Here is a 23,186-nt window from a genome sequence, read left to right on the forward strand (position 1 = left end):
TGGTTACTTTGTCAGTGCGTTCTTCTGCGCAATCAGTACAATCGCCGCATTTGCCCGGCCGAGAATGGACGCAGTACGGCGCGGGTGGTTGCGAGAATCCCCATGCTCATCGGTAATTATTCCTTCACCCTGGTTTTCATTTCTTTGTGTGTGGCGATCCTCGCGTCCTACACCGCGCTCGACCTGACCGGGCGCATCGCCAGCGCCCGTGGGCGCGCAGTGCATTTCTGGACGGCGGGCGGTGCACTGGCGATGGGGGTCGGCGTCTGGTCGATGCACTTCATCGGCATGCTGGCCTTCAAGCTGCCGATCGACCTGGGCTACGACATTGCGATTACCGCGCTGTCGCTACTGATCGCAGTGCTGTCCTGCGGGTTTGCCCTGTGGCTGGTCAGCCAGCCGAAACTGCCGATTCTGCAACTGGCCTTTGGTGCTTTGATCATGGGCGCCGGCATCAGTGCAATGCATTACACCGGCATGGCCGCGTTGCGCATGACACCGGGCATCGACTACGACCCGACGCTGTTCGGTGCCTCATTGCTGATCGCGGTCGGTGCTTCGGCGGCGGCGTTGTGGATTGCCTTCCGCCTGCGCCAGCACTCGCCGTATGTACGCCTGATTCGCGGCGGTGCGGCGGTGATCATGGGCATCGCGATTGTCGGCATGCACTACACCGGCATGGCCGCCGCGCAGTTTCCCGAGGGCAGTTTCTGCGGTGCAACGCTCGACGGTCTCAAGGGCAACGGCCTCGATAATCTGGTGCTGATCACCACGCTGGCGGTGCTGTCGATCGCCTTGCTCACGTCGATTCTCGATGCCCGCCTCGAAGCGCGCACCGCCGATCTGGCGCATTCGCTGACCCTGGCCAACCGTGAACTGACGCAACTGGCGCTGCACGACACCCTGACCGGTCTGCCGAACCGCATGCTGCTGGACGACCGGATCAATCAGGCGATGAAAAAGGTCGAGGAACAGGGCGGCTGTTTTGCGTTGATGTTCATTGATCTGGATGGTTTCAAACCGGTCAACGATGCCTTTGGCCATCACATGGGCGATCAGTTGCTGCGTGAAGTCGGCGGGCGTCTGCGTGAAGACCTGCGCAGCCAGGACACATTGGCGCGGATCGGCGGCGACGAATTCGTGCTGCTGGTACGCCTGAGCGAACCCGACGATGCGCTGGGCCTGGCCGCGCGTCAGGTCGGGTTGATCGGCCAGGCGTTCCGCGTGGCCGAGCACGACTTGCAGATTTCCGCCAGCGTCGGCATCGCCGTCTACCCCGGTAATGGCCAGAGCGCCCAGGAACTGCTGATGAACGCCGACGCGGCGATGTATCACGCCAAGGGCGGCGGCAAAAACGGTTACAGCTTCTTCGATGCCTCGATGAACAGCAACGCACGCAAGCAGTTGCAGTTGTTGCAAGATTTGCGCGCAGCGCTGGAGCACAGTCAGTTCAGCTTGTACTTCCAACCCAAATTCGACGCCGCCAGTGGCCGTCCGGTCGGCGCCGAGGCGCTGCTGCGCTGGCAGCATCCGACCCAGGGCATGCTGCTCCCGGACAAGTTCATCGATCTGGCGGAGAAGACCGGCCTGATCATCGCCATCGGCGAATGGGTGCTCAACGAAGCTTGCCGGCAGATGCGCGAATGGTACGTGCTCGGTTACACCGACTGGCGCATTGCGGTGAACCTCTCGGCGTTGCAGTTCTGCCACGCCGGGCTGGTGCGGAGCGTGGCCAGGGCGCTGGCCACGCATCATCTGCCGGCGAACAGCCTGACCCTGGAAATCACCGAGACCACCGCCATGAGCGACGCCGATGCGAGCATGACGGTGTTGCAGGAGTTGTCGGACATGGGCGTCGATCTGTCGATCGACGACTTCGGCACCGGCTATTCGAGCCTGATGTACCTCAAGCGCCTGCCGGCCAACGAGCTGAAGATCGACCGTGGATTTGTCCGTGATCTGGAGCATGACAGCGATGACGCGGCGATTGTCTCGGCCATCGTCGCGCTGGGCCAGGCGCTGGGTTTGCGGATTGTTGCCGAGGGTGTGGAGACCGGCGTGCAGCAGGATTTCCTTACGCAGTTGGGGTGTGATTCGTTGCAGGGCTATCTGTTGGGGCATCCGCTGCCGGCGGACGCGTTCATGCAGAACATTGCCCGTGGAGAGGCCCTGGCGGCTGTCTGACTGCCTGCTGTGGCGAGGGAGCTTGCTCCCGCTGGGGCGCGAAGCGGCCCCTCTCTTAAAGCATGGCCTGCTGCGCAGGCCAGCGGGAGCAAGCTCCCTCGCCACAAAGGCACTCCAACGTCGAAACTGCGTGAGCGCTCAAGCCTTTGACACAGCCCATGCAAAACCCGTGAATGGCGGTTATTCTTCCACCCGACTGTTACGTGTGCATTGGGGGAAGGGCCAGCATGGATAAAGTCATTGTGATTACCGGTGGCGGGCGCGGAATTGGCGCCGCTACGGCGTTGTTGGCTGCCGAGCAGGGCTATCGGATCTGCATCAACTATCAGTCGGACGAACAGGCCGCGCAAAGTGTGCTGGAGCAAGTGCGCGCGCTGGGGGCGCAAGCCATTGCAGTGCGCGCCGATGTCAGTATCGAAGATGAAGTGGTCGCGCTGTTTCAGCGGGTCGACAGCGAACTGGGCCGGGTCACCGCGCTGGTGAACAACGCCGGCACCGTCGGGCACAAGTCGCGGGTCGATGAAATGTCCGAATTCCGCATTCTCAAAATCATGAAAACCAACGTGCTGGCACCGATCCTCTGCGCCAAGCACGCGATCCTGCGCATGTCGCCCAAACACGGCGGGCAGGGCGGCAGCATCGTCAACGTCTCGTCAGTCGCGGCACGTCTGGGTTCGCCCAACGAGTACGTCGACTATGCCGCGTCCAAAGGTGCGCTCGACACCTTCACCATCGGTTTGTCGAAGGAAGTGGCGGGTGAGGGAATTCGCGTCAACGCGGTGCGTCCCGGCTATATCTATACCGATTTCCATGCATTGAGCGGCGATCCGGACCGGGTCAGCAAGCTTGAATCGGCGATCCCGATGGCCAGGGGCGGGCGGCCGGACGAGGTGGCGGAGGCGATTGTCTGGTTGCTGTCGGACAAGGCTTCGTATGCGACCGGGACGTTTGTTGATTTGGGGGGTGGGCGCTGATCTTTGGTATTTGTGTTGGCTGGTCTGGCTTCTTCGCGAGCAAGCCCGCTCCCACAGTAGACCGAGTTTCTTCAGGTGGAATACGGTCGACAGTGGGAGCGGGCTTGCTCGCGAAGGCGTCATTAGCGGCAACATCAATCTGTCAGAACGACCGCACAATCCGCCCCAACGTCTCCATCGCTTTCTCCGAGTCCTCAGTCCACGGGCTGCCGTAATTCAGCCGGATGCAATTCCTGAAACGCTGGGTCGGCGAGAAGATCGGCCCCGGCGCGATGCTGATGCCCTGCGCCAATGCCATCTGAAACAACTTCAAGGAATCCATCTGCGGTGGCAGTTCCAGCCAAAGGAAGTAGCCGCCGGCCGGTTGGCTGACGCGGGTCTGCGCCGGGAAGTAGCGGGCAATCGCCGCGAGCATCGCGCTTTGCTGTTCTTCCAGGGCGTAGCGCAGTTTGCGCAGGTGGCGGTCGTAGCCGCCGTGTTGCAGGTAGTCGGCGATGGCCGCTTGCGCCGGCATCGAGGCGCACAGCGAGGTCATCAGTTTCAATCGTTCGATTTTCTGTGCGTAGCGCCCGGCGGCGACCCAGCCGATGCGGTAGCCGGGGGCCAGGCTCTTGGCGAACGAACCGCAGTGCATCACCAGCCCTTCGGTGTCGAACGCCTTGGCCGGTTTCGGCGCTTGCTGGCCGTAATAGAGTTCGGCGTAGACGTCATCTTCGATCAGCGGCACCTGATGCCGGCGCAGCAGTTCCACCAGTTCCTGTTTCTTCGCCTCGGGCATGGTCGCGCCCATCGGGTTCTGGAAACTGGTCATGCACCAGCAGGCCTTGATCGGATGGCGCTCCAGAGTTTGCGCGAGCACGCCGAGGTCGATGCCGTCGCGCGGGTGCACGGGGATTTCCACGGCTTTGAGTTTCAAGCGCTCCAGCACTTGCAGGCTGGCGTAGAACGCCGGGGCTTCGATGGCCACCAGATCGCCCGGTTCGGTCACCGCCTGCAGGCACAGGTTCAGCGCTTCGAGGGCGCCGTTGGTGATCAGCAGTTCTTCCATCGGCAGCATCAAGCCGCCAACCATGTAGCGCAAGGCGATCTGCCGGCGCAGTTGCGGGTTGCCCGGCGACATGTCGGTGACCACCATGCGCGGGTCCATCTCGCGCGCGGCACTGGCCAGCGAGCGCGACAGGCGCTGCAACGGGAACAGGGTCGGGCTGGGGAACGCCGAGCCGAAGGGCACGGTGCTCGGGTCCTTGATCGACTCCAGCACCGAGAACACCAGTTCGCTGACGTCGACTTCGGTGGAGTCGTTGACGTGGCTGCTGATCACCGGCTCCGAAAACGGGCTCGGCGCGTGGGTGTTGACGAAGTAGCCGGAGCGCGGCCGCGCGCGGATCAGGCCGCGACGTTCCAGCAGGTAATAGGCCTGGAACACCGTTGACGGGCTGACCCCGTAGGTCTGGCTGGCGTAGCGCACCGATGGCACCCGCTGCCCGGGGCCGAGCACGCCGGAGCGGATCAGTTCAGCGATGTCGTCGGCGAATTTTTCGTAGCGTTTCATCGGTATCCCGCGATGGACTGAATTTGGATTGCTCTTTGTGGCGAGGGAGCTTGCTCCCGCTTGAGTGCGTAGCACTCACAAGCTATTGGGGCTGCTACGCAGCCCAGCGGGAGCAAGCTCCCTCGCCACAGGGATCGCATTGTGAAAAAGAGGGCTGCATCTTAAGGGATCAGCGATTCATCGGCGCCACAAACCTGCTTTTTGCCACGCTGTAAATCTCTGGCTCGTCGCTGTCGGCGATCTTGAAGCTCAAGGTCTGCGAGCTGCTGGCCGGCCGCTCGGTGGTCATCGCCACCGACACCGGCACATCGACAATCTCCCCCGGCGCCAGGCTCAGTTCGGTCTTGCCCTGCAACTGGAAGCCGTCACCGTCCACCAGGCTCAGGTTGTAGTCTTGGCGCTGCTGGGTTTTGTTGATCACTTTCAGGGTGTAAATATTCTCGATCTGGCCCTGACCGTTTTCGCGGAACAGCCCGCGGTCCTTGGTCACGTCCAGCGAGACCATCGGCCGTTCGACCAAGGCCAATGCCAGGGCGCCGATCATCACCAGCAGCACCGCGACATAGCCGATCAATCGTGGGCGCAGCAGATGGGTCTTGCCGCCCTGCAATTCGCGCTCGGAACTGTAGCGGATCAAGCCGCGCGGGTAGTTCATTTTGTCCATGATCGAATCACAGGCGTCGATGCACGCCGCGCAGCCGATGCATTCCATCTGCAGGCCATCACGGATGTCGATGCCGGTCGGGCACACCTGCACGCACAACTGGCAGTCGATGCAATCGCCAAGGCCGGCCTCGGCGGGCTTCACGTCACGCTTGCGCGGGCCACGGTTTTCGCCACGGGCGACGTCGTAGGAAATCGCCAAAGTGTCTTTGTCGAACATCACGCTCTGGAACCGCGCATACGGGCACATGTGCATGCACACCGCTTCGCGCAGCCAACCGGCGTTTATGTAGGTAGCGGCGGTGAAGAACAGTACCCAGAACAGACTGACCCCGCCGATTTGCAGGGTGAACAGTTCTTCGGCCAGCGGCCGGATCGGCGTGAAGTAGCCGACGAAGGTCAGCCCGGTCAGCACGCTGATCGCCAGCCACAGGGTGTGCTTGGCCGCGCGCCGCGCCAGTTTGTTCAGGCCCCAGGGCGCGGCCTGCAGTTTGATCCGCTGATTGCGCTCGCCTTCGGTGACTTTCTCGCACCACATGAAAATCCATGTCCACGAGCTCTGTGGGCAGGTGTAGCCGCACCAGACCCGGCCGGCGAACACGGTGATGGCGAACAGGCCGAACGCGGCAATGATCAGCAGCGCCGAGAGCAGGATGAAATCCTGTGGCCAGAAGGTCGCGCCGAAGATGTGGAATTTGCTTTCGGCCAAGTCCCACAGCACGGCCTGACGACCGCCCCAGTTCAGCCACACGGTGCCGAAAAACAGCAGGAATAGAAAGCCCGCGCCGCTCATGCGCAAGGTGCGGAACAGGCCGGTGAAACTGCGGGTGTGGATCTGATTATCGGTGGAGCCGGCCTTCGCCTTCATTGGGCGACCAGGCACATTTTTAATGGTGGGGCTTGCTTCTACGGTTCGGACGGGGATTTGTTCGCTCATGGTCGTTCGCTCATCAGCCTCCATCAGGCGGATGAACTATGAGCGCCGATCTGTTTGCATAACAGACTCAGCTATTTGAATAAAAAGCGTATCAGATGGCTTGCGGCCCACGCCCTGCGACAACTTGAAGCAGCGCCGCAGCGCGGGCGCAAACGCCTATCGCAGGCGTCTGCACCGGGTGTTGATCCGGGTCAGTCAAATCACCGAATCACTCTCGTCAGCCTTCAGATGCTTGCGGCCGTCTTTTGCGCCGGCAACGGTCAATGCATCGGCTTCTGCTTCAGTGATGTAAACGCGCCGGCCTTCCATCTCAACGAACGACATGGCTTTTTCACTATCCGTTTTGACTTCCAGCGTGTCGCAGATACGAATTTCTTCGCCATTTTCGACGGTGAAGAAACACACTTTGGATTCGGGATTGGATTCATCGATTCGAACGGGCATGAGGCTGTCCTTTTTTCATGGGTACCTGAAAGGTTAGGGCGCGTGCTGCGCCGATCGTTCTGCGCAACTGATTAATGGTCGCCGCTGTCCATCACCTGACGACAAATAAAAAGGACGGAGCGATGAACGCCTGGTGGCATGAAGTGTGGGAAACGCTGCAAGCGGAGTTCGCCGACGTCGGCGATGCCTCGCAACTGACGCGCATCACCGTGCGCCTGTTGATGGCGGCGGTGCTCGGCGGGATTCTCGGGTTCGAACGCGAGCACAAGGGCAAGGCCGCCGGGGTGCGTACGCACATGCTGGTGGCGCTTGGCGCGGCGTTGTTTGTGCTAGTGCCGCAGACCTCCGGGGCTGAATCCGATGCGATGAGCCGGGTGTTGCAGGGCGTGATCGCCGGGATCGGCTTTCTAGGCGCGGGGACTATTCTGAAGAATCAGCAAGGTGATGAAGGCCACGTCAAAGGGCTGACCACGGCGGCCGGGTTGTGGATGACGGCGGCGATCGGGGTGGCGGCCGGGTTGGGCAGGGAAGCGACTGCGCTGCTCAGCACGTTGTTGGCGTTGGGGATTTTCAGCGTGATGCCACGGGTGGTGAGGTTGTTCGAGAAGGACGGCGAGAAAAACCAACACCTGTAACACACCGCAACCCCCTGTAGGAGCTGCCGCAGGCTGCGATCTTTTGCCTTTGATTTTTAAAAAAAAGATCAAAAGATCGCAGCCTTCGGCAGCTCCTACACGGGGCGCGCTGCTCAGACGATTACGGGGGGCATCGTCGTCGGCGGTTCTTCTTGCGGCGGTGGCGTGGTGCCCGGTGGTTCCTGTTCGGGGATCGGCTGTGGCTCGGTCTCCGGCAGGGTGGGGTTGTCGATGTTCGGATCAGGCGTTTCAGCCGGGATCGGGATGTTCATCTGTAGAACTCCGTGTGGCACATGGCGTGAGAAGTGCTTAAGTGGATTGACCGCCATGTGGCGAATTCGATCCGCTTTTTTATTCAGGCAAATCCCTGTGAACTTTTCCCCGCGCCGGTCGCTCGGAACCTAAGTCAGTTCACGTCGGGGCCGGTGCCTCATTGTGCACACTGTTCCGGTACAAGAGCGTCCTTGGGGCGTTAAGGAGAGATGCTCGATGTCTGCTGAAAAACCTTCAGAACAGAGCTACAACCCGCACATGCCGCTGTCGCAGGCGTTGCTGCTGCCGCGCATCGTGATCGAAAACACCATGCCGACCCTCGATGGCGGGCAGTTTGCCGTGAAGTCGATCGTCGAGCGTGAGGTGATCGTTACCAGCAAGGTGTTTGCCGACGGCCACGACAAGCTGGCCGTGCGCATTCGCTGGCGCGCCGAGGGCGAAGAGACCTGGCACAGCGAGGTGATGACCGAGCTGGGCAATAACAGTTGGCAGGGGCGGTTTCGTCCTGAGCGCCAGGGTCGCTATCTGTACTGCATCGAAGCGTGGATCGACCATTTCGCCAGTTTCCAGTACGAGCTGGAGAAAAAGCACAACGCCGCCGTCCCGGTGTCGCTCGAACTGCAAGAAGGCCGCAGCATGGTGCAGCAGGCCGCCGAGCGTAGCGAAGGTCAGCTCAGCGAACAACTCGCCGCCTTGCACCATGAATTGTCCGGCCTGCTCGAAACCGAGCAGGTGGCGCTGTTTCTGCACTCGCGCAGTGCGCAATTGATGGCGCAGGCCGATCACCGCGCCTACCTGAGCCTGAGCGCCGAATTCCCCATGGATGTCGAACGGGAACTGGCCGAGTTTGCCAGTTGGTACGAGCTGTTTCCGCGCTCGATCACCGACGATCCCAACCGTCATGGCACTTTCAATGACGTGCACTCGCGTTTGCCGATCATTCAGGACATGGGTTTTGACGTGCTGTACTTCACGCCGATCCACCCGATCGGCCGCGCCCACCGCAAGGGCCGCAATAATTCCCTGACGGCCGGCCCGGATGATCCGGGCAGTCCTTATGCGATCGGCAGCGAGGAGGGTGGCCATGAGGCGATTCACTCGCAGCTCGGTACTCGCGAAGACTTCCGCCGGCTGGTCGCCGCCGCCGCTGACCATGGGCTGGAAATCGCCCTCGATTTCGCCATTCAGTGTTCCCAGGATCACCCGTGGCTCAAACAGCATCCGGGCTGGTTCAACTGGCGCCCGGACGGCACGATCAAATACGCGGAAAACCCGCCGAAGAAATACCAGGACATCGTCAACGTCGATTTCTATGCGCCGGACGCGATTCCCAGTCTGTGGGTCGAGTTGCGCGATATCGTCGTTGGTTGGGTCAATGAAGGCGTGAAGATCTTTCGCGTCGACAATCCGCACACCAAGCCGCTGCCGTTCTGGCAATGGCTGATCGCCGATGTGCGGGCACTGCACCCGGAAGTGATCTTCCTCGCCGAAGCCTTCACCACGCCGGCGATGATGGCGCGGCTGGGCAAGGTCGGTTACAGCCAGAGCTACACCTATTTCACCTGGCGTAACAGCAAGTCGGAGCTGGCGACTTACTTCAGCGAACTCAACGAGTCTCCATGGCGCGAATGCTACCGGCCGAACTTCTTCGTCAACACGCCGGACATCAACCCGGCGTTCCTGCATGAGTCGGGGCGGCCGGGGTTTCTGATCCGCGCGGCGCTGGCGACCATGGGTTCGGGTTTGTGGGGCATGTATTCCGGTTATGAGCTGTGCGAAGCGGCGCCGGTGCCGGGCAAAGAGGAATACCTCGATTCGGAGAAGTACGAGATCCGCGTCCGCGACTTCAATGCGCCGGGCAACATCATTGCCGAAATCGCCCAACTCAACCGCATCCGCCGGCAGAACCCGGCGCTGCACACGCATCTGGGCCTGAAAATCTACAACGCCTGGAACGACAACATTCTGTATTTCGGCAAGCGCAGCTTTGATGGCAGCAACTTCATTCTGGTGGCGGTGAGCCTCGATCCGCACAACGTGCAGGAGGCCAATTTCGAACTGCCGCTGTGGGAGATGGGCCTGCCCGACGACGCAACGACCCATGGTGAGGATTTGATGAACGGGCATCGCTGGGACTGGCATGGCAAATACCAGTTCATGCGCATTGACCCGGCGTACCAGCCGTTCGGGATTTGGCGGATTACTGCCGCGTAAGACACACACCGTCCAGTGTAGGAGCTGCCGAAGGCTGCGATCTTTTGCCTTTGATTTTAGAAGCAAGATCAAAAGATCGCAGCCTTCGGCAGCTCCTACAGAGGAATCGCACAGAATTCAGCAGGAGTTTCACATGGCGAAGAAACCCAAGGCAGCCACCTTTATCAAAGACCCGCTCTGGTACAAGGATGCGGTGATTTATCAAGTTCACGTCAAATCGTTTTTCGACTCCAACAACGACGGGATCGGCGACTTTCCCGGCCTGATCGCCAAACTCGATTACATCGCCGATCTCGGCGTCAATACCATCTGGCTACTGCCGTTCTATCCGTCGCCCCGTCGCGATGATGGCTATGACATCGCCGAATACCGTGGCGTGCACAGCGACTACGGGACCATGGCCGACGCCAAGCGCTTTATCGCCGAGGCGCACAAGCGGGGTTTGCGGGTGATCACCGAGTTGGTCATCAACCACACCTCGGATCAGCACCCGTGGTTCCAGCGCGCGCGCAAGGCCAAGCCCGGCTCGGCGGCGCGAGACTTTTACGTGTGGTCGGATGACGATCAGAAATACGACGGCACGCGAATCATCTTTCTCGACACCGAAAAATCCAACTGGACCTGGGACCCGGTCGCCGGCCAGTACTTCTGGCACCGCTTCTATTCGCACCAGCCCGACCTCAACTTCGACAACCCGCAAGTGATGAAAGCGGTGCTGTCGGTGATGCGCTACTGGCTGGACATGGGCATCGACGGCCTGCGTCTCGACGCGATTCCGTACCTGATCGAACGCGACGGCACCAACAACGAAAACCTGCCCGAGACCCACGACGTCCTCAAGCAGATTCGTGCCGAGATCGACGCCAATTACCCCGACCGCATGCTGCTGGCCGAGGCTAACCAGTGGCCGGAAGACACCCAGCTGTACTTCGGCGACACCGATGCCGCAGGCGTCAACGGCGACGAATGCCACATGGCCTTCCACTTCCCGCTGATGCCGCGCATGTACATGGCGCTGGCCCAGGAAGACCGCTTCCCGATCACCGACATCCTGCGGCAAACCCCGGAAATTCCTGCCAACTGCCAGTGGGCCATTTTCCTGCGTAACCACGATGAATTGACGCTGGAGATGGTCACCGACAAGGAGCGCGACTACCTGTGGAATTACTACGCCGCTGACCGTCGCGCGCGGATCAACCTCGGTATTCGCCGGCGTCTGGCGCCGTTGATGGAGCGTGACCGCCGCCGCGTGGAACTGCTCAACAGCCTGCTGCTGTCGATGCCCGGCACGCCGACTTTGTATTACGGCGATGAAATCGGCATGGGCGATAACATCTACCTCGGTGACCGCGACGGCGTGCGGACGCCGATGCAATGGTCGATCGACCGCAACGGCGGCTTCTCCCGCGCCGATCCCGCGAGCCTGGTGCTGCCGCCGATCATGGACCCGCAATACGGTTATCTGTCGGTCAACGTCGAAACCCAGGCCGGCGATCCGCATTCGCTGCTCAACTGGACGCGGCGCATGCTCGCCGTGCGCAAGCAGTCCAAGGCTTTTGGGCGCGGCACGCTGAAAATGCTCTCGCCGAGCAACCGACGGATTCTGGCCTACACCCGGGAATTCACCGACGCCGACGGCAAGCACGAAATCATCCTCTGCGTGGCCAACGTCTCGCGTAGCGCGCAGGCGGCGGAACTTGATCTGTCGGCTTACGTCGGCATGGTCCCGGTGGAGATGCTTGGCGGTAATGCGTTCCCGCCGATCGGCCAGTTGAATTTCCTCCTGACCCTGGCGCCGTACGGTTTCTACTGGTTCGCCCTGGCTGCGGAAAACCAGATGCCGAGCTGGCACGTGGAACCGGCGCAGAGCCTGCCGGACTTCACCACGCTGGTGCTGAAAAAGCGCATGGAAGAACTGCTCGAAGCGCCAACCCGTACCACGCTGGAGCAGGGCATTTTGCCGAGCTGGCTGCAGAACCGCCGCTGGTTCGCCGGCAAGGACGCCGCCATCGAGCAGGTCAATCTGGCCTACGGCGTGCGCTTCGGCGATGCGCAGCATCCGGTGCTGCTCAGCGAGATCGAAGTCACCAGCGGCGGACAGACCAGCCGCTATCAACTGCCGTTCGGCTTCATCGCCGAGGATCAGGTCGGCCCGGCGTTGCCGCAGCAACTGGCACTGTCCCGTGTCCGTCGCGGGCGTCAGGTCGGTCTGATCACCGACGCGTTCAGCCTCGAAACATTTGTGCATGCGGTGCTGCACGGCATGCAGAACAACACCGTGCTCAGCTCCGAACAGGGCGAGATTCGTTTCGCACCGACCGCGCAGCTGGAAAAACTCGGCCTCGGCGCCGAATCGGAAGTGCGCTATCTGTCGGCCGAGCAGTCGAACAGTTCGGTGGTGATCGGCAACAGCCTGGTGCTGAAGCTGATCCGCAAGGTCGCCTCGGGTGTACACCCGGAACTGGAAATGAGCGCGTACCTGACCGAGGCCGGTTTCCAGAACATCTCGCCGCTGCTCGGCTCGGTGATCCGTCGCGATGGCGCCGGCGAAGACAATCTGCTGATGATCGCCCAAGGCTATCTGAGCAATCAGGGCGATGCCTGGGAGTGGACCCAGAACAACCTCGAACGAGCGTTGCGTGATGAGCTGGCCGACTCGATGTCCGAGCAGGAACAGCATTACAACGCCCTCGGCGAGTTGAAGGACTTTGCCGGCATGCTCGGCCAGCGTCTGGGTGAAATGCACCACGTGCTGGCGGCGCCAAGCGACAACCCCGACTTCGCCCCGCAAACCACCAGCGCCAAGGACGCCCAAGCAACCGGCAAGGACGTTGCGGCGCAGGTCGAACATGCGTTGAAGCTGCTCAAGCAGCATCAGAGTCATCTGAACGCGGCGGATCAGAAAATGGTCGCGCGGCTGCTCGACAACAAAAAGGTCATCCTCGGCCATGTGCAGGAACTTGCGCAGAAAGCCGTGGGCGGTTTGCGTATCCGCGTCCACGGCGATTTGCACCTGGGTCAGGTGCTGGTGATCAAGGGCGATGCCTACCTGATCGACTTCGAGGGTGAACCGGCGCGGCCGCTGCACGAACGGCGCGGCAAACACAGTCCGTACAAGGACGTCAGCGGGGTGCTGCGTTCCTTCGATTACGCGGCGGCGATGACGATCAACGTGCACAACGTCGATCACAGTCCGGAGTCGGAAGCGGCCCGGCATCGGGTTGCCGAGCGCTATCTGCGTGAAGCGCGCGAGGCATTTGTTCAGGCATATCGCCAAGCGGCAGCTAGTCTTGATCATGCCTGGCAGGATCCTGCGGGTGCCGACGCAGCGCTTGCGCTGTTCGGTCTGGAGAAGGCGGCCTATGAAGTGGCCTATGAAGCCGAAAATCGCCCCACGTGGCTGCCCGTGCCGTTGCACGGTTTGTATGGGTTATTGACGGGGCTTAAACCCTTTTCCGATCTTGGTGGAGAGTAGTCATGAGTTTCTCGAACAAGGAACAGGGTCACGCTAAAGAAGCGTTATTGCCGGCGGCGCAGGACATCGACGCACTGGTGCGCGCTGAACATCACGATCCGTTTTCCATTCTTGGTCCGCACGGCGATGGTGCCGGCGGGCAGTTCATCCGCGCTTATCTGCCGGGTGCGTTGAAAGTTGAAGTGCTGGACAAGGACAGCGGCGAAGAGCGCGGCGAGTTGACCGCCACGGAAACCCCGGGGCTGTTTGTCGGTCACTTCGATCAGGCGCGGCCGTATCTGCTGCGCACGCGTTGGGCCGGTGGCGAGCAGGTGGCGGAGGATCCCTACAGCTTCGGCCAGTTGCTCGGCGAAATGGATTTGTATCTGTTCGCCGAAGGCAATCACCGTGATCTGAGCAGCTGCCTCGGCGCGCAACTGACCACGGTCGATGGCGTCGACGGCGTGCGTTTTGCCGTATGGGCGCCAAATGCCCGGCGGGTGTCGGTGGTCGGCGATTTCAACGTGTGGGACGGTCGCCGCCATCCGATGCGCCTGCGCCATCCATCCGGGGTTTGGGAGTTGTTCATTCCGCGCCTGCAAGCGGGCGAGTTGTACAAATACGAAATCCTTGGCGCCCACGGCATCCTGCCGCTGAAGGCCGACCCGATGGCCCTGGCCACCAGCCTGCCGCCGGACACCGCCTCGAAAGTTGCCGCGCCGCTGCAGGTCAACTGGCAGGATCAGGACTGGATGAACAGCCGTCGTGAGCGGCAGAAGCATTCCGCGCCGCTGTCGATCTACGAATTGCATGCCGGCTCGTGGCAGTGCGAACTGGACGATCTGGGCGAAGTCGCCCGCCAGTACACCTGGCCGGAGCTGGCCGAGCGGCTGATTCCTTACGTCAAGGAACTGGGCTTCACCCACATCGAACTGATGCCAATCATGGAGCACCCGTTTGGCGGCTCATGGGGTTATCAGTTGCTCTCGCAATTCGCCCCGAGCGCCCGATACGGCACGCCGGAGCAGTTCGGCGAGTTCGTCGATGCCTGCCACCGTGCCGACATCGGCGTGATCCTCGACTGGGTGCCGGCGCATTTCCCCACCGATACTCACGGCCTGGCGCAGTTCGATGGCACGGCGTTGTACGAATACGGCAACCCGCTGGAAGGCTTCCATCAGGATTGGGACACGCTGATCTACAACCTCGGGCGCACCGAGGTGCACGGCTACATGCTGGCGTCGGCCTTGCACTGGTTGAAGCATTTCCATATCGACGGCCTGCGCGTCGATGCGGTGGCCTCGATGCTGTATCGCGACTATTCGCGCAAGGCCGGCGAGTGGGTACCAAATCGTCACGGCGGGCGCGAGAATCTGGAGGCGATTGATTTCCTTCGCCACTTGAATGACGTGGTCGAGCTGGAAGCCCCGGGGGCGTTGGTGATCGCCGAAGAATCCACCGCATGGCCGGGCGTCAGCCAGAGCACTCAGCAGGGCGGCCTCGGTTTCGCCTACAAATGGAACATGGGCTGGATGCACGACTCGCTGCACTACATCCAGCAGGACCCGGTGTACCGCGCGCATCACCACAACGAACTGAGTTTCGGTCTGGTCTACGCCTGGTCCGAGCGCTTCATCCTGCCGATCTCCCACGACGAAGTGGTGCACGGCAAGCATTCGCTGATCGACAAGATGCCCGGCGACCGTTGGCAGAAGTTCGCCAACCTGCGGGCTTATCTGAGTTTCATGTGGACCCATCCGGGCAAGAAGCTGTTGTTCATGGGCTGCGAATTCGGCCAGTGGCGCGAGTGGAATCACGATCAGCAACTGGACTGGTACCTGCTGCAATACTCGGAACACAAAGGCGTACAGAAACTGGTCGGCGACCTCAACCGTTTGTACCGCGAGGAACCGGCGCTGCACGATCAGGACGACGCGCCGCAGGGTTTCCAGTGGTTGATCGGTGATGACGCGATCAACAGCGTGTACGCGTGGCTGCGCTGGAGCAAGGACGGCAAACCGGTGCTGGTGGTGGCCAACTTCACCCCGGTGCCGCGTCAGGCCTACCGGGTTGGCGTGCCGTTCGCCGGGCGCTGGAACGAACTGCTCAACAGTGATGCCGACACTTACGCCGGGTCGAACTATGGCAATGGCGGCGGGGCGTTTACCGAAGAGGTGGCGAGCCATGGCCAGTCGCTGTCGCTGGAACTGAACCTGCCGCCGCTGGCGGTGTTGATTCTCAAGCCAGAGGGTTGATCCAGCACCCTGGTGCTGCCATTCGCGAGCAGGCTCGCTCCTACAGGGAAACGCATTTCAATTGTAGGAGTGACCCTGCTCGCGATGGCGTCAGTTGAAACGCCATCGCCCTTCGAGCCGAAAATCACCAACGCATACGCACCCCCAGACTGCCAATCAACCCGTTCAGATCATTGTCATCCACATCGCTGCTGTAATCGGCGCTGACATACAGGCTGACCGCCGGCGTCACCCGTGCCACCAATCCCAGCCCTAATTCGACCGTTGATGATTTGCGGCTGCTGCTGATCTTGTCGACCTGGTCCAGGGTCACCGTGTTGCCGGTATAGACCGTGTGCCAGAGGTTGGTGCGCACGTAGGGCTCCACGGGCAGACCGTTCACATCGTAACTGCCTTTGAGGCGGGCGCCGACGCGGCCGCTCCACGCCGACAGATCCGTTGACGAAGCATTGCCGGAACCCGCGTACGGCGTGTCGAGGGTGATGCGCTGGTTGATCAGTTGCGCCTGGGGTTCGACCACCCAGTTCCCGCCCAGGCCGATCGGGTAGCCGCCTTCGACCGAGAAGGTCAGCGCGCTGCCCTCGGTGGCCTGGCGCGCGCCTTGTTCGTTGCGACTGAAACCGCTGACCCGGCCACCGCTGGCCGACAGGTCGACATGCCAACCCTGCGCGCCAGTCAGGCTGTAATAGGCGCCGAGGCTCTGGCCTTGCAGGTTCAGGGTGTCGGTGGTCGGATCGGCGAGGGCGTGGCTGCTGATCAGGCCGCCGCTGTTGGCCATGATCTGATTTTGTCCGCCAATCAAGCCGATGGTCTGGGTGTGTCCGCCGGGGCTTTGTATGGTCATTACTGGCGGGCCTTTGAAGTCGCCATTGCCGGGCGTGGCAAAAACTGACGACAGCACGGCGGTTTGCGCTTGCCGAGCGCTTTGCCCGTACAGCCGGTCCCAGGCCGCTGGCGCCAGATCCTCGGTGATGAGGTCGGCGCCTTGCAAATCGGGACGCGGACTCAGGCGTTGTGGCTCGGGGGTGACAACGGTCGCCGGCAGGGTCAGAACGGGCATGTCCTGGCGATACCAGGGAGTGGTTTCATCCGCCGCAGGAGCGGCCTGCGCCTCCATGGATGAGCACAGCAGAATCGAACTCGACACTGTGCAAAACGTCACTTTGATTTCTTGTGGGGTGAATGAGCTTTTCATGGAGGTCTACCTTGCAAGCGCATGCGTGATCTCTTTTCTGGCGACTCTCCTACCCCGAACGAGGGGCGACCGAATGGAGCGGGGCGAACCGTGGCGCTCGATTTCGCGAGTGCCGCAAGGGTCGCCCCGGTTAGTGATTCCGGGGGTAGTAAGGTAGAGATAAGAAGAGTGATGCCCATGCGTCAAGAAACTGCACGATGAGCGGTAAAGCTAAATCAGGCAGCACAAGTGTTTGTTTTTCTGCACATATATAAGTCGTTGTTTGCAGGGGCAAACAGTACGAGCGCCGTGCTATAGAGGGTTCCAGTAGCCTGCTATCGATTTACCAACTGACACGAATCCCCAGATTTCCTGCCAGACCACGCAGGTCATTGCTGTCGATGTTGCTGCTGTAATCGGTACTGGCGTAGACACTTACCGCACGGTCAAGCGTCAACACCACGCCGAGGCCAACGTCTGCGGTCGAGGATTTCTGCTGAGTGTTGAGGGTGTCGGTGCCGTCAAAGGTCACCGAATCGGTACCGGAAAAGGTGTGCCACAGATTGGCTCGCAGATACGGTTCCAGCGGCAGGCCATTGACCTGATAACGGCCCTTGAGCCGCGCGCCGAGGCGACCGGTCCAGGCGCCGTCGGAGTCGAATGACACCCGCGAGATGCCATCGTCCTGGCTGTCGAGGGAGATTTTCTGATGGATCACCTGTACTTGCGGTTCGACCACCCAGGTGTCGTTGAGCGCGAACGGGTAGCCAGCCTCGGCCGAGAGCGTCAGGGCATGCCCGCGATTGTCCAGTTTCAATCCACGGTCGGAACGATTGTCGCCGTCGAAACGTGTGCCCATGGCCACGGTGTCGATGTACCAGCCGTAGGGATCGGTCAGCGTCCAGTACAGGCCATAGCTGTCGCCCTCGAGTTTGATCTTGCCCGCGCTGTTGTTTTCGAAGCCTTCGTTGAAGCCGTCGACATCGCCTTGAATCCGGCTATGGCCGACGAACAGGCCGATGCGTTGCGTCTGCCCGCCCGACGTCTGTGCGCTGTACAGGTCATTGCCGACCTGAAAACCATTGAGCGAACCGTTCAGGCGTGGCGTGACAGTCCCGGCCCAGGTCTGGTCGATGTTCTTGCCGTAGACCCGGCCCCAACCGGCACCGAAGGCACCGGTTTCGCTGAGCAGGCGTTGATCGCCCTGACGGTCGTGAAACGTGCCGAGTGCGCTGAGGGTCAGTTGCGCGGCGGCGGGGGGCAGCACCGACCAGTTCGGTACTTCCGGACGATAGATCGGGATTGGCGCAGCGCCCGCCACGGCGGCAGGCAGTACCGGCAGATCGGCGCTGGCGAGCGGTGGCGCGGGTTCACCGGGCGTTGTTGCCAACGGCGTAATTGCTGCAGCAACCGGGGCTGCCACCACCGGTACGAGAATCGGCGGCAGACTCGGATCGGGGTTGGGCACACTGACCACCTGCGGTGCGACGATGGCGGAACGCAGGTACCAGCTGTTTTCGCTCCCGGCGGTGACGCCGCCCTTGAACAGGTAGTAATCGTAAGCCCCGACAGACACAGGACCGCTAGAGCTGAAGGCAGTGTTGGTGCTGACAGTGGACCCCTGAGCCTGCACCACTTGAATGCCGTTTTCCTGGGTCAGTCCACCGAGCCCGCCGATGTTGGTGACGCTGATGACCGTGGCACCGCTGAGGCTGCCGTTGTTGACCACCAGTTTGTCGCTGGGCGCGCCATCGGCCCCCAACTCGCTTTGCAGCAACAACTGGCCGCCGTTGCCGACGTAGTTGCCGTTGACCGTCAGGGTGTCATCGGTGCGGCTGTTGTTGCGAGTCAGGTCGATGACCCCGGCGTTGTTGAAGGTCACGGCCTGGCCGGCCACGGCGGGTGAAACCGCGCCTTGGGTGGAGAACACGCTGCTGTTGGCATCGACGTTCAATACACCGCTGCCACTGCTGGCATCGCCCAGCACCAGACTGCTCGACCCCAGGTCCAGTTGCGAGCCGTTATTCAGATTGACTGTTTCCCAATTGGCAAAGCGTCCGGGCAGCGCGGTGCGAGTGTTGTCGAAGGTCAGGGTGTCGTTGCCCGCGCCGCCATCCACGTTGGGGGTCAGCGCCAGCACGCTGTCATCGAGGTTGCGCAGCGTTGCGCTGTCGTTACCGTCGCCCATCAGGATCGCCGAGCGGATGATCCCGCCGCCGTCCCACAGCAGCGTGTCGTCGCCGACACTGGCGCGGATCTCGCCGACGATTTCGCCGCCGGTCACAGTGATGCTGTCGTTGCCGCCGCTGACACTGATATTGCCGCCAATGCGCCCGCCGGAGACGATGATGGTGTCGGTGCCGAACCCGGTGACGAGGTTGCCGAGGATCTGCCCGCCGGACAGGTCGAAAATATTGTTGTCGAGTTTCATATCGACGCGGCCGATGGTGCCGCCGGTCATGCGCGCGACATCGCCGTCTTCGAAGGCGCCGACGATGGTACCGCCGGTCATCAGGAAGGTATCGCGGCCATCGCCTTGCGCGAGCGAGCCGATGGAACCGGCGCTCATGACGAAATCGTCGATGCCGGCGCCCTGGTTGACGGCGCCGGTGATGGTCCCGGAATTGATCACCACCCGGTCAACGCCGGCGCCAAAGGTCACGCTGCCATTGATCTGGCCGGTGCCATTGGCGGGCAGGGTCAGGCTGTTGTTACCGGCAAGATCGGTCAGCGAGCCGCTGCTGCCACTGTCACAGGTGAAGGCGTCGTTGCCGGGGCCTGGAATCAGTGAACAGGCGGCGGAGGCGGGTGAACTGGCGAGCAGCAGTGAGGCAGGCAAGAACAGCGTCTGCGGCAGCGCCCGCAGGTATCTGGAGTAGCGCGTCATGGCGATTCCCTGCGGCCACATTTGGGGAAATCATCCTTGAACGAGCATAGGTCTGCCTCGTGATGCTACTGAGGCACTACATGAAATCCATGCTCTAACGAATTGAATGCGCTACTCCTTGAGCTGATTTAGGTGTAGATGGTTTTGCTCTGCGTTCAAGTGCGACTGACCGACGGTCATGCCCGAACTACGATTACAGATGCACCTCGACCGCCAGCGGCAAGTGGTCCGACAGGTGCGTCCACGGCTTGTTGCCGAGGATCTGCGGGTCGTGGCTGCTGGCATTGCGCAGGTAGATGCGGTCCAGGCGCAGCAACGGGAAGCGTGCCGGATAGGTCTTGGCCGGCCGGCCGTGATGCCGTTCGAACGCTTCGTGCAGGTAATCGCGGCGGGCCAGGGCGGCGTTGCCTTGCAGCTGCCAGTCGTTGAAGTCACCGGCAATGATCACTGGCGCATCGTCGGGCAAGGATTCGAGCAACTGGCAAAGCAGCTGCAACTGCAATTGGCGATGGCTTTCCAGCAGACTCAAATGCACGCAGATCGCGTGAACTTCGGCGTGGCCCGGCACATCCAGCACGCAGTGCAGCAAGCCGCGACGCTCGGGGCCGGTGATCGACACGTCAAGGTTGCGGTATTCGCGGATCGGGTATTTCGACAGCAGGGCATTGCCGTGGTGGCCATCGGGATAGACCGCGTTGCGCCCGTAGGCGAAATCGCTCCACATGCTGTCGGCGAGAAATTCGTATTGCGAGGTTTGCGGCCATTCGTTGTAGCGATTGGAATGTCGCTCGTGTTCGCCCACGACTTCCTGGAGAAACACCAGATCGGCCGAGGTACTGCGCACCGCTTCGCGCAGTTCCGGCAGGATGAAGCGCCGGTTGAGGGCGGTGAAGCCCTTGTGGGTATTGACCGTCAGCACGCGCAGGCGATGGATGACGGCGGCGTCGACGGCGTGACGCTTGGGATCGCTGGACACGTTCACTCCTCTGAAAAAAACGGCTTCCTTTTCATGCGACTGGTCTGTGGGTGAGCAGTTCCTTCCCGATGCCTCAGGCCTGAACACAAATCTTGGAGCCGCCAGGAAACTGTGGGAGTGGGTGTTGCCATGAGCCATTAGCTCTGCGTTGGTCATGGGTTATGTGCCCTGACAAAAATCCCCTGTGGGAGCGGGCTTGCTCGCGAAGGCGTTCGACCAGACAACAGTAAAACAACCGAGCAAACCTCGGACATAAACGTAACCCCGCAAGGACGTTTAAAGTACACGAACCGTTACTCCATAACGGCTACAACGCCTTGCGCCATTACCTACGCGTACGCCAGAATCCGCCGGCTTACACGGCTATGGGCCGGGCTATATCGTTTCCCTGTCACTGAAAATAGTGATCGGGTTTGGTAGCCCGTCTTGAATTGTCGTTCTTGCGACACCTCCAAATGCTGTCTCTTATTGAGGACGGCTTTGTATGGTGGTCATGCGTGGGGCTCATTCGTGAGCGCCGGGTTTTGCCAATTCGACCGGTCTACCAACCCGCGCATGGCCGCCACCCATCGTTTGGTAGCGAGGGGTGATGGCTCCCATTTTTCAAATTGGAGCTTCATCTATGTTCAAAGCCACACCCAACCCCCCAGACGCCTCGATCCCATACGACCCAGCCCTCGACCCGCAGAAGATAAAAGCGGCAACCGACCGCGCCATCAACTTCTACCTCAACCCCGGCGCACTGAAAATTTCGATCCCTACAGCCTCGTCATGCAAGTCGAACAGAATCTTCCTCATCGATCCCACCGTGGATGAAGAAACCTTGCTCGTCGAAGCCTGCGAATCATTAGCCGCCGCCAGTGACATGGCCCGCGATATCGGCGACACCGTCGACCACTCACAGCGCCGGGCCATGCTGATGCTGCATCAGGTGATCATGCTCAGTGAACTGATGGTCAACCGAGTACTGGACGGCCACCGCGTGCCGAACTAATCACGCGGTCCCCTGTAGGAGCTGCCGCAGGCTGCGATCTTTTGATCTTGTTTTTAAAAAGCAACATCAAAAGATCGCAGCCTGCGGCAGCTCCTACAGGTCGTCATTCATTCAAAGTACCTCGATCGGAGTTCCAGCTGATGTCCGAAACCCCACCCAATCCGCCGGCCACAGACCCGGTGTCACCCTACGAAACCCTCAACTCCAGAAAACTCCACGAAGCCGCCGAACGCGCCCTCGACCACTACCTCGCGCCCGCGCACATCATGGCAACGCCCTACAGCCCCAGCAGCATGTTCCTCGTCAATCCACAAACCGACACCGAATCGCTGCTGGCCAACGCCTGCGAATCCCTGGCCTCGGCCACGGTCATGCTCGGTGACTTCGCCGGGACGCTGGAAGGGCCGAGCCGCAATACCGCGCTGGGCATTGCCCAAGTAGTGATGCTGGGGGAGTTGGCGGTGAATCAGGCGCTGGATAATGTGGTGCCAAAGGAATAGGCGCCGGCAGTTCTGGCCTCTTCGCGAGCAAGCCCGCTCCCACATTGGCTCTGCGTTGGTCATGGGTTATGTGCCCTGACAAAAAAAACCTGTGGGAGCGGGCTTGCTCGCGAATGCGGTGTGTCAGCCAACACCTTAGGTGCCTGACACGGCCTCTTCGCGAGCAAGCCCGCTCCCACAGGGGGGAATGTATTTCTTCAGATGAAGACGATTTCGTACGGCAAGCGCATGCGTTCGAGGATCACCCGGGGCAGCATCGGTGCGATGCCGATCGCCGGTTCGCCTTTGAGCTGGCTGGCGTAGGCATGGGTGGCGTGGCTCTTGCGGGCCACGGTCCAGGTGTCGAGTCGCACTTTGCGCGCGCGTTCCCAGGGGATCAGGTTTTGCTCGCGCTCCGGCCAGTGCCAGGCCCAGACCGGCACGTCATGGAAGGTTGCGCCGACTTGCGCTGCGGCTTTGGCACTGGCGCTGCCGACCGCCTGGTGGTCGTCATTGCCATCGTCGCGCCAGGTGCTGAACACCACGTCGCCGGGGCGCAGGTAGCGGGCGATGAAGTCGGTGAGGTCGGCCTCGCGGTCGAGCAGGGCGTTATCGGTGAAGCCGCCGCGCACCCATTTCAGGCTGTGCATCGGCAGGCCGAGGCGGCGCAGGGCTTCGACGCTTTCCTGAGGGCGGAACACGCTCAGGCGTTTTTCCGACCATTGTCGCGAGCCGGGATGGCTGGCGCTGCCGTCAGTGATCGACAGCAGTTGCAGCGGATGGCCGAGGCTGGCGAGCAATTGCAGGAGACCGCCGCAGGTCACCACTTCATCACCCGGATGCGGGGCGACGACGACGGCTCGGGCACCGGGGGGAACCAGACTGTGGGTATTGATGACGGGAATGTTGTCCAGCTGCTGGGCGCTGTTCCATATCTGCGCCGGCAGCGGATTTTCGCTGAGGGTTAACGGTTTCATGGGTGTTACGTCCTTGTCGTCTCTGGCCCTCAGTCATGCAGACGCCGTGGAAAAATCAGGCGCGCGCGACCCGTGAAGGCGGATGGATTGCCGTGCGACGCTCCGAACCCTGGA

16 protein-coding genes are annotated in these 23,186 nt (G+C 61.3%); 8 read left to right on the forward strand and 8 right to left on the reverse strand.

Annotated features, from left to right (window positions below; all coding sequences use genetic code 11):
• Positions 1-102 precede the first annotated feature (102 nt).
• Both ACIOUG_RS03695 and ACIOUG_RS03700 read left to right on the forward strand, forming a co-directional pair.
• Entirely contained in the window at positions 103-2,184 is a 2,082-nt protein-coding gene (locus tag ACIOUG_RS03695) for a putative bifunctional diguanylate cyclase/phosphodiesterase (protein WP_401062605.1), read from the forward strand.
• Between the two features lie 227 nt (positions 2,185-2,411).
• Positions 2,412-3,158, forward strand: coding sequence for an SDR family oxidoreductase (locus ACIOUG_RS03700; protein ID WP_401062606.1), 747 nt, complete (start codon positions 2,412-2,414; stop codon positions 3,156-3,158).
• A 142-nt stretch (positions 3,159-3,300) separates the two neighbouring features.
• Here the strand turns inward: ACIOUG_RS03700 and mapR are convergent, their stop codons facing one another.
• The 3 genes from mapR to ACIOUG_RS03715 form a co-directional block, all read right to left on the reverse strand.
• The gene (gene mapR / locus ACIOUG_RS03705) at positions 3,301-4,710 is read right to left on the reverse strand and encodes a GntR family transcriptional regulator MpaR (RefSeq protein ID WP_008087199.1); all 1,410 of its coding nucleotides are present in this window, start codon (positions 4,708-4,710) and stop codon (positions 3,301-3,303) included.
• 169 nt (positions 4,711-4,879) lie between these two features.
• On the reverse strand, positions 4,880-6,310 hold the full coding sequence (gene ccoG / locus ACIOUG_RS03710; RefSeq protein ID WP_401062608.1) for a cytochrome c oxidase accessory protein CcoG: 1,431 nt from the start codon (positions 6,308-6,310) through the stop codon (positions 4,880-4,882).
• A 195-nt stretch (positions 6,311-6,505) separates the two neighbouring features.
• Positions 6,506-6,754, reverse strand: a complete 249-nt coding sequence (locus ACIOUG_RS03715; protein ID WP_401062610.1) for a DUF3203 family protein — start codon at positions 6,752-6,754, stop codon at positions 6,506-6,508.
• A gap of 122 nt (positions 6,755-6,876) precedes the next feature.
• On the opposite strand from ACIOUG_RS03715, the gene ACIOUG_RS03720 reads away from it, so the two are divergent.
• The gene (locus ACIOUG_RS03720; RefSeq protein WP_401062611.1) at positions 6,877-7,389 is read left to right on the forward strand and encodes an MgtC/SapB family protein; all 513 of its coding nucleotides are present in this window, start codon (positions 6,877-6,879) and stop codon (positions 7,387-7,389) included.
• Positions 7,390-7,502: 113 nt separating this feature from the next.
• On the opposite strand, the gene ACIOUG_RS03725 is transcribed toward ACIOUG_RS03720, so the two are convergent.
• Complete coding sequence (locus tag ACIOUG_RS03725) at positions 7,503-7,661, reverse strand: hypothetical protein (protein ID WP_401062613.1); 159 nt, start codon at positions 7,659-7,661, stop codon at positions 7,503-7,505.
• 217 nt (positions 7,662-7,878) lie between these two features.
• On the opposite strand from ACIOUG_RS03725, the gene ACIOUG_RS03730 reads away from it, so the two are divergent.
• From ACIOUG_RS03730 to glgB, 3 genes are all read left to right on the forward strand, one after another.
• Positions 7,879-9,876, forward strand: a complete 1,998-nt coding sequence (locus tag ACIOUG_RS03730; RefSeq protein WP_401062615.1) for an alpha-1,4-glucan--maltose-1-phosphate maltosyltransferase — start codon at positions 7,879-7,881, stop codon at positions 9,874-9,876.
• Positions 9,877-10,009: 133 nt separating this feature from the next.
• Positions 10,010-13,351: a maltose alpha-D-glucosyltransferase gene (gene treS / locus ACIOUG_RS03735; protein WP_401062617.1), complete on the forward strand. Its 3,342-nt coding sequence runs from the start codon at positions 10,010-10,012 to the stop codon at positions 13,349-13,351.
• Positions 13,352-13,353: 2 nt separating this feature from the next.
• On the forward strand, positions 13,354-15,585 hold the full coding sequence (gene glgB, locus ACIOUG_RS03740) for a 1,4-alpha-glucan branching protein GlgB (protein WP_401062619.1): 2,232 nt from the start codon (positions 13,354-13,356) through the stop codon (positions 15,583-15,585).
• 124 nt (positions 15,586-15,709) lie between these two features.
• Here the strand turns inward: glgB and ACIOUG_RS03745 are convergent, their stop codons facing one another.
• The 3 genes from ACIOUG_RS03745 to ACIOUG_RS03755 form a co-directional block, all read right to left on the reverse strand.
• Positions 15,710-16,780, reverse strand: coding sequence for an autotransporter domain-containing protein (locus ACIOUG_RS03745; RefSeq protein ID WP_401062621.1), 1,071 nt, complete (start codon positions 16,778-16,780; stop codon positions 15,710-15,712).
• A 322-nt stretch (positions 16,781-17,102) separates the two neighbouring features.
• Positions 17,103-19,646 carry an autotransporter outer membrane beta-barrel domain-containing protein gene (locus ACIOUG_RS03750; protein ID WP_401062623.1) on the reverse strand — a complete coding sequence of 848 codons (2,544 nt, stop codon included), beginning with the start codon at positions 19,644-19,646 and terminating at the stop codon, positions 17,103-17,105.
• A gap of 193 nt (positions 19,647-19,839) precedes the next feature.
• Positions 19,840-20,622 carry an endonuclease/exonuclease/phosphatase family protein gene (locus ACIOUG_RS03755; protein WP_401062625.1) on the reverse strand — a complete coding sequence of 261 codons (783 nt, stop codon included), beginning with the start codon at positions 20,620-20,622 and terminating at the stop codon, positions 19,840-19,842.
• Positions 20,623-21,244: 622 nt separating this feature from the next.
• Between ACIOUG_RS03755 and ACIOUG_RS03760 the strand changes: the two genes are divergently transcribed.
• Positions 21,245-21,616, forward strand: a complete 372-nt coding sequence (locus ACIOUG_RS03760) for a DUF6124 family protein (protein WP_401062627.1) — start codon at positions 21,245-21,247, stop codon at positions 21,614-21,616.
• A gap of 140 nt (positions 21,617-21,756) precedes the next feature.
• Positions 21,757-22,116 carry a DUF6124 family protein gene (locus ACIOUG_RS03765; protein WP_401062629.1) on the forward strand — a complete coding sequence of 120 codons (360 nt, stop codon included), beginning with the start codon at positions 21,757-21,759 and terminating at the stop codon, positions 22,114-22,116.
• A 197-nt stretch (positions 22,117-22,313) separates the two neighbouring features.
• Here the strand turns inward: ACIOUG_RS03765 and ACIOUG_RS03770 are convergent, their stop codons facing one another.
• The gene (locus tag ACIOUG_RS03770; RefSeq protein WP_401062631.1) at positions 22,314-23,072 is read right to left on the reverse strand and encodes a PIG-L deacetylase family protein; all 759 of its coding nucleotides are present in this window, start codon (positions 23,070-23,072) and stop codon (positions 22,314-22,316) included.
• Positions 23,073-23,186: the final 114 nt, after the last annotated feature.

This window comes from Pseudomonas sp. NPDC087803, assembly GCF_044742995.1.
Lineage (GTDB): Bacteria > Pseudomonadota > Gammaproteobacteria > Pseudomonadales > Pseudomonadaceae > Aquipseudomonas.